The following is a 6,875-nucleotide window of genomic DNA, read 5'->3' on the forward strand; positions in this document are numbered from 1 at the left end:
TATAACAAGGGCTCTAAAAAGCTGTCAAGGAAGCCCCCAGGCTTAACCGCATTAATGCGTGCTAATTCTTTCCTTGGAATCAGACTCGCGTTTTTCGTCCTTTGCAACTATCTCCGGAGCCACATCCGGCAAGGGCTCCGGCGCGTATTGCAGCGCAATTTGCAGGACCTCGTCAATCCATTTAACCGGTTTAATCTGCAGATCTTGCTTGATATTGTCAGGAATTTCCTTCAAGTCGCGAACATTCTCTTCGGGAATGATCACGGTCTTGATGCCACCCCGATGTGCGGCCAGCAATTTCTCTTTAAGGCCACCAATGGCCAGTACTTGGCCACGCAAGGTGATTTCACCCGTCATTGCCACATCAGCACGCACCGGAATGCCGGTCAACGCCGATACCAGGGCCGTGCACATGCCCACGCCAGCGCTAGGGCCGTCTTTGGGCGTCGCCCCTTCCGGCATGTGGATGTGGGTGTCGTGCTTCTCGTGGAAGTCCAGGGGGATCCCCAGGCTCTTGGCGCGGCTGCGCACCACGGTCTGCGCGGCTGTGATGGACTCGACCATCACGTCACCGAGGGAACCGGTCTTGATCAGTTGCCCCTTGCCCGGGATCACTGCGGCTTCGATAGTCAGCAACTCGCCGCCCACCTGAGTCCACGCCAAGCCTGTCACCTGCCCGACTTGATCCTGCTGCTCAGCCAGGCCGTAACGGAATTTACGTACGCCCAGGAAGTGCTCCAGGGAATCCGCCGTCACCTTCACCGAGAAGCGTTTTTCCAGCGCATGCTCCTTGACCGCCTTACGGCAGATCTTCGCAATCTGGCGCTCCAGGCCCCGTACACCGGCCTCGCGGGTGTAGTAGCGCACGATGTCACGGATCGCCTCGACCTCAAATTCGATCTCGCCTTTCTTCAGGCCGTTGGCCGAAGTCTGCTTGGGCGCGAGGTATTTGACCGCGATGTTGATCTTCTCGTCTTCGGTGTAACCCGGTAGACGAATCACCTCCATCCGGTCCAGCAAAGCTGGCGGGATGTTCATGGAGTTGGAGGTGCACAGGAACATTACGTCGGACAGGTCGTAGTCGACTTCCAAGTAATGATCGTTGAAATTGTGGTTCTGCTCGGGGTCGAGCACTTCCAGCAGAGCGGACGCCGGATCGCCACGCATGTCGCTGCCCATTTTGTCGATTTCATCGAGCAGGAACAGCGGGTTGCGCACACCCACCTTTGTCATCTTTTGAATCAATCTTCCTGGCATCGAACCGATATAAGTACGGCGATGACCACGAATTTCGGCTTCGTCACGCACACCACCAAGGGCCATACGCACGAATTTACGGTTGGTGGCGTTGGCAATCGACTCCGCCAAGGAGGTTTTACCCACACCAGGCGGGCCAACCAGGCACAACACGGGACCACGAATCTTCTTCACGCGCTTTTGCACGGCGAGGTATTCGAGGATGCGTTCCTTGACCTCTTCAAGACCATAGTGGTCAGCGTCGAGGATGTCCTCGGCACGCGCCAAGTCCAGGCGCACTTTGGTCTGGGCTTTCCACGGCACCTGCACCAGCCAGTCGATGTAGGAGCGAACCACGGTGGCTTCAGCTGACATCGGCGACATTTGCTTGAGCTTGTTCAACTCGGCAGTGGCTTTGGTCAGAGCGTCTTTCGGTAGGCCTGCGGCGTCGATGCGCTTTTTCAGCTCTTCGATTTCGTTGTGGCCTTCCTCGCTGTCGCCGAGTTCCTTCTGAATGGCCTTCATCTGCTCATTCAGGTAGTACTCGCGCTGGCTACGCTCCATTTGTTTCTTCACACGACCACGGATGCGTTTTTCAACTTGCAGCAAGTCGATTTCGGCATCCAGCAGCGCCAACACGTGTTCAACACGGGCCGACAGGTCGATAATTTCGAGAATGTCCTGCTTCTGCTCGATCTTCAGCGCCATGTGCGCAGCCATGGTGTCCACCAGGCGGCTTGGCTCATCGATACTGTTGAGGGACGACAGGACTTCAGCCGGGACCTTCTTGCCCAACTGCACATACTGCTCGAACTGCGAGAGCAGGCTGCGTACAAAGACTTCGGACTCACGCTCAGGGGCTTCGACTTCGTCGATCAGCGCCACTTCGGCGCGCAGGTGGCCGTCCACCTCCATGAAGCGCTCGACCGCGCCGCGTTGCTCACCTTCCACCAGCACCTTGACGGTGCCATCGGGCAGCTTGAGCAGCTGCAAAACAGTCGCAATGGTGCCGACGCGATACAGGGCGTCTTCGCCCGGATCATCATCGGCAGGATTTCTTTGGGCCAACAGCAGGATCTGCTTGTCGCCCGTCATCGCTGCCTCAAGGGCTTCGATAGACTTCTCGCGCCCCACGAACAGCGGGATAACCATGTGCGGATAGACGACGACATCACGCAACGGCAGGAGAGGCAATTCGATGGTGGTCTTCATGATTTCGCCTCTATGACAGATGAAAAATAAGCCTGAAACCAAGATGGGGGCTGCATGCAAAAAAAACAAGCTTATTGCCAGCAGTTAAACGCAGGAAACATCTCACGACAAAAAACGCTTCAAAAACAAAGGGGCCCCTAAAGGCCCCTTGTTTGTACCGCAACTGCAAAACGCTTACGCGTCTGGCGCAGCCTTGGCAGCCGGCTCACTGTTTTCGTAGATATACAGTGGCTTGGACCTACCCTCTATAACGCTTTCATCAATCACCACTTTACTCACCTCAGACTGCGAGGGGATTTCGTACATGGTGTCGAGCAACACGCCTTCGAGGATCGAACGCAAACCACGTGCACCGGTTTTACGCTCCAGTGCCCGCTTGGCCACCGATTTGAGCGCGTCGGTACGGAATTCGAGGTCTACCCCTTCCATTTCGAACAGCTTGGCGTATTGCTTGGTCAGGGCGTTCTTCGGCTCGGTGAGGATCTGAATCAGAGCAGCCTCATCCAGCTCGTCCAACGTCGCCAGGACCGGCAGACGGCCTACGAATTCCGGGATCAGACCGAACTTGACCAGATCGTCAGGCTCGACTTCACGCAGGGACTCGCCTACCTTCTTGCCTTCTTCCTTGCTGCGTACTTCGGCACTGAAACCAATGCCGCCACGGGTCGAACGCTGCTGGATAACTTTTTCCAGACCGGAGAACGCACCGCCACAGATAAACAGGATGTTGCGCGTATCAACCTGAAGGAATTCCTGCTGTGGGTGCTTGCGGCCGCCTTGTGGCGGTACGGAAGCAACCGTGCCTTCGATCAGTTTCAACAGGGCTTGCTGCACGCCTTCACCGGAAACATCCCGTGTGATCGACGGGTTGTCGGACTTGCGCGAAATCTTGTCGATTTCGTCGATGTAGACAATACCCATCTGGGCCTTCTCTACGTCGTAGTCGCACTTCTGCAGCAGCTTCTGAATGATGTTCTCGACGTCCTCACCCACGTAGCCAGCCTCGGTGAGGGTGGTGGCGTCGGCAATGGTAAACGGAACGTTCAGCAGACGAGCGAGGGTTTCTGCAAGCAGGGTTTTACCCGAGCCTGTAGGACCGATCAGCAAGATGTTGCTCTTGCCGAGCTCGACTTCGTCGCCTTTCTTGTCACGCTGGTTCAAGCGCTTGTAGTGGTTGTATACCGCTACGGCCAGAACCTTCTTTGCACGCTCTTGACCAATCACGTACTGGTCAAGGATGCCGCTGATTTCTTTAGGCGAAGGCAATTTATGCGCACTGCTCTCGGCCTGGGCTTCCTGCACCTCCTCGCGGATGATGTCATTGCACAGGTCGACGCACTCGTCGCAGATAAACACCGAGGGGCCGGCAATCAATTTGCGTACTTCATGCTGGCTTTTGCCGCAGAAGGAGCAATAGAGCAGCTTGCCGTTGTCCTCGCCGTTGCGGGTGTCAGTCATTCGTTCGATCCAAATCCGATAGGCTTGCAACACAAGATGAAGGCTTATGCGGGCTTTTTCAAGCCCGCCAGTGGTCGGACATGCCGACCAGCCCTATTTTGAGCGGCTTATATTAAGCGGGGCGCTTGTCGATCACTGCGTCGATCAACCCATAATCACGTGCGGCTTCGGCGCTCATGAAATTGTCGCGGTTGGTGTCGCGCTCGATTTCTTCCAGGGTGCGCCCGCTGTGCTTGGCCATCAGCGTGTTGAGACGCTCACGAATAAACAGGATTTCCTTGGCGTGGATTTCGATGTCCGACGCCTGACCCTGGAAACCGCCCAGTGGCTGGTGAATCATCACGCGGGAGTTCGGCAGACAGAAACGCTTGCCCTCGGCACCCGCGGTCAGCAGGAAAGCGCCCATGCTGCAGGCCTGGCCGATGCAGGTGGTCGATACGTTTGGCTTGATGAACTGCATGGTGTCGTAGATCGACATGCCCGCTGTCACCGAACCGCCTGGGGAGTTGATGTAGAGATGGATGTCCTTGTCCGGGTTTTCCGCTTCAAGGAACAGCAGTTGCGCACAGATCAGGTTGGCCATGTAGTCCTCTACAGGGCCCACCAGAAAGATCACTCGCTCCTTGAGCAGGCGCGAGTAGATGTCGTAGGCGCGTTCGCCACGAGCGGACTGCTCGACAACCATCGGGACCAGGCCGCCAGCGGCCTGGATATCAGAGTTCTGCTGAATATAGGAATTACGGAACATGCTCTGCAGTTACTCCCAAATAGTCATGTCTTGAAAACGCATAAGCCAGCGCGAGGCTGGCTTATGGTTGTATTTCCAACGAGTTGGACAATCAGTCGGCTTGTGCTGCTTCCGCCGGTTTGACTGCTTCTTCGTAAGAGACCGCTTTGTCGGTCACCTTAGCCTTCTGCAGAACAGTATCCACAACTTGTTCTTCCAGCACAACCGAACGTACTTCGTTCAGCTGTTGGTCGTTCTTGTAGTACCAAGCCACGACCTGCTCAGGCTCCTGGTAGGCCGAAGCCATTTCCTGGATCATTTCGCGAACGCGATCTTCGTCAGGCTTGAGGTCGAATTGCTTGACCACTTCAGCCACAACCAGACCCAGCACGACACGGCGCTTGGCTTGTTCTTCGAACAGCTCGGCCGGCAGTTGGTCAGGCTTGATGTTGCCACCAAACTGCTGAACAGCTTGTACGCGCAGGCGATCCACTTCGTTGGACAGCAGCGCCTTAGGCACTTCGATCGGGTTGGCAGCCAGCAGGCCGTCCATAACCTGGTTCTTGACCTTGGACTTGATGGCCTGACGCAGTTCGCGCTCCATGTTCTTGCGAACTTCGGTGCGGAAGCCTTCGATACCGGTTTCCTTGATACCGAATTGAGCGAAGAACTCTTCGTTCAGCTCTGGCAGCTTAGGCTCGGAAACGCTGTTGACGGTCACGGTGAACTCGGCGGCTTTGCCAGCCAGGTCCAGGTTCTGGTAGTCAGCAGGGAAAGTCAGGTTCAGAACGCGCTCTTCGCCGGCTTTAGCGCCAACCAGACCGTCTTCGAAACCCGGGATCATGCGGTTGGAACCCAGCACCAGCTGAGTACCCTTGGCGGAGCCGCCAGCGAATACTTCGCCGTCAACCTTGCCAACGAAATCGATGTTCAGTTGGTCTTCGTTCTGGGCAGCACGATCGACCGCTTCGAAACGAGTGTTCTGCTTGCGCAGGATTTCCAGCATGTTGTCCAGGTCGGCATCAGCCACTTCAGCGCTCAGGCGCTCTACGGCGATGGACTCGAAACCGGCAACGGTGAACTCTGGGAATACTTCGAAAGTAGCGACGTATTCCAGGTCCTTGCCAACTTCCAGGGACTTAGGCTCGATCGAAGGCGAACCAGCTGGGTTCAGCTTGTGCTCAACAACAGCCTCGTAAAAAGAAGCCTGGATCACGTCGCCAACAGCTTCCTGACGCGCATCAGCACCAAAACGGCGCTTGATTTCGCTCATTGGCACTTTGCCTGGACGGAAACCAGCGATCTTGGCCTTCTGGGCAGTCTGCTGCAGACGCTTGTTGACCGCAGTCTCGATACGCTCAGCCGGAACGGTGATGCTCAGGCGACGTTCGATAGCAGTAGTATTTTCAACAGAAACTTGCATGGATATTCCTCGTTGCACAGACGTTAGCCGGCCATTTCCGACCCCAATCAAGGGCATGCATTCTAGTGGGTCAAACTCAAGAAGTCACCCTACTGGAAACTCACCCGAAAACAGCCGGCAATTTATCGGTACGAAGGCACTGAAGTACCTCGCCCCGGTGACAAATACATCCCATCACGCCAGGGCTCTGCGCCGCCCCTTCTATATATAGAAGAGGTCGTCATCCATCTCCCTGACGGCCCACCCCGCAAACAGGGCGAGCAGGCAGCGCGGCATCATCGAGACACATAAATACGATGAAACGCCCTGCCGCTGCGACCCAACACCTGCAGTCGCGAATATCAGAACCGCTAAAACCAAAAAAGGCGCCAGACTGTTAAATCTGGCGCCTTTCGAATATGGGGTGGACGAAGGGGATCGAACCCTCGACAACGGGAGTCACAATCCCGTGCTCTACCAACTGAGCTACGCCCACCATATTGCATTAACAAAGAACTCATACATCTTCTTTGTTGAACCTCACCTTACCTGACGGTAGGGCGACGCCTTGAAATTGGTGCGGATGAAGAGACTCGAACTCTTACGCCTCGCGGCGCTGGAACCTAAATCCAGTGTGTCTACCAATTCCACCACATCCGCGCTTGAAGCTCTTAAAGCAAAGGCGCCAGACGATTAATCTGGCGCCTTTTCAGAATATGGGGTGGACGAAGGGGATCGAACCCTCGACAACGGGAGTCACAATCCCGTGCTCTACCAACTGAGCTACGCCCACCATATAGCGCTACTTGTGCCAAAGCTGCCTAATGGCGCACCCGGCAG

4 protein-coding genes and 3 tRNA genes are annotated in these 6,875 nt (G+C 55.8%); all 7 read right to left on the minus strand.

Going from position 1 to position 6,875, the window contains the following annotated elements:
- Positions 1-51: 51 nt before the first annotated feature.
- Positions 52-2,448: an endopeptidase La gene (gene lon, locus CFE47_RS16350; RefSeq protein ID WP_135288929.1), complete on the minus strand. Its 2,397-nt coding sequence runs from the start codon at positions 2,446-2,448 to the stop codon at positions 52-54.
- A gap of 174 nt (positions 2,449-2,622) precedes the next feature.
- Complete coding sequence (clpX, locus tag CFE47_RS16355) at positions 2,623-3,906, minus strand: ATP-dependent Clp protease ATP-binding subunit ClpX (protein WP_286838499.1); 1,284 nt, start codon at positions 3,904-3,906, stop codon at positions 2,623-2,625.
- A 112-nt stretch (positions 3,907-4,018) separates the two neighbouring features.
- Positions 4,019-4,654: an ATP-dependent Clp endopeptidase proteolytic subunit ClpP gene (clpP, locus tag CFE47_RS16360; RefSeq protein WP_017736926.1), complete on the minus strand. Its 636-nt coding sequence runs from the start codon at positions 4,652-4,654 to the stop codon at positions 4,019-4,021.
- Positions 4,655-4,745: 91 nt separating this feature from the next.
- Complete coding sequence (gene tig / locus CFE47_RS16365; RefSeq protein ID WP_286838502.1) at positions 4,746-6,056, minus strand: trigger factor; 1,311 nt, start codon at positions 6,054-6,056, stop codon at positions 4,746-4,748.
- Between the two features lie 399 nt (positions 6,057-6,455).
- Positions 6,456-6,531: transfer RNA gene (locus tag CFE47_RS16370), tRNA-His, on the minus strand.
- A 79-nt stretch (positions 6,532-6,610) separates the two neighbouring features.
- Positions 6,611-6,695, minus strand: a tRNA-Leu gene (locus tag CFE47_RS16375).
- Between the two features lie 57 nt (positions 6,696-6,752).
- Positions 6,753-6,828 (minus strand) — tRNA-His (locus CFE47_RS16380).
- Between the last annotated feature and the right edge of the window lie 47 nt (positions 6,829-6,875).

Origin of the sequence: Pseudomonas sp. PGPPP1 (assembly GCF_002255865.1) — a bacterium.
GTDB classification, from domain to species: Bacteria; Pseudomonadota; Gammaproteobacteria; order Pseudomonadales; family Pseudomonadaceae; genus Aquipseudomonas; species Aquipseudomonas cremoris.

Bases quoted from the DNA above. Each gene is read 5' to 3' on its own strand.
- clpP (WP_017736926.1), bottom strand. From the start codon at position 4,654: ATGTTCCGTAATTCCTATATTCAGCAGAACTCTGATATCCAGGCCGCT.
- lon (WP_135288929.1), bottom strand. From the start codon at position 2,448: ATGAAGACCACCATCGAATTGCCTCTCCTGCCGTTGCGTGATGTCGTC.
- tig (WP_286838502.1), bottom strand. From the start codon at position 6,056: ATGCAAGTTTCTGTTGAAAATACTACTGCTATCGAACGTCGCCTGAGC.
- clpX (WP_286838499.1), bottom strand. From the start codon at position 3,906: ATGACTGACACCCGCAACGGCGAGGACAACGGCAAGCTGCTCTATTGC.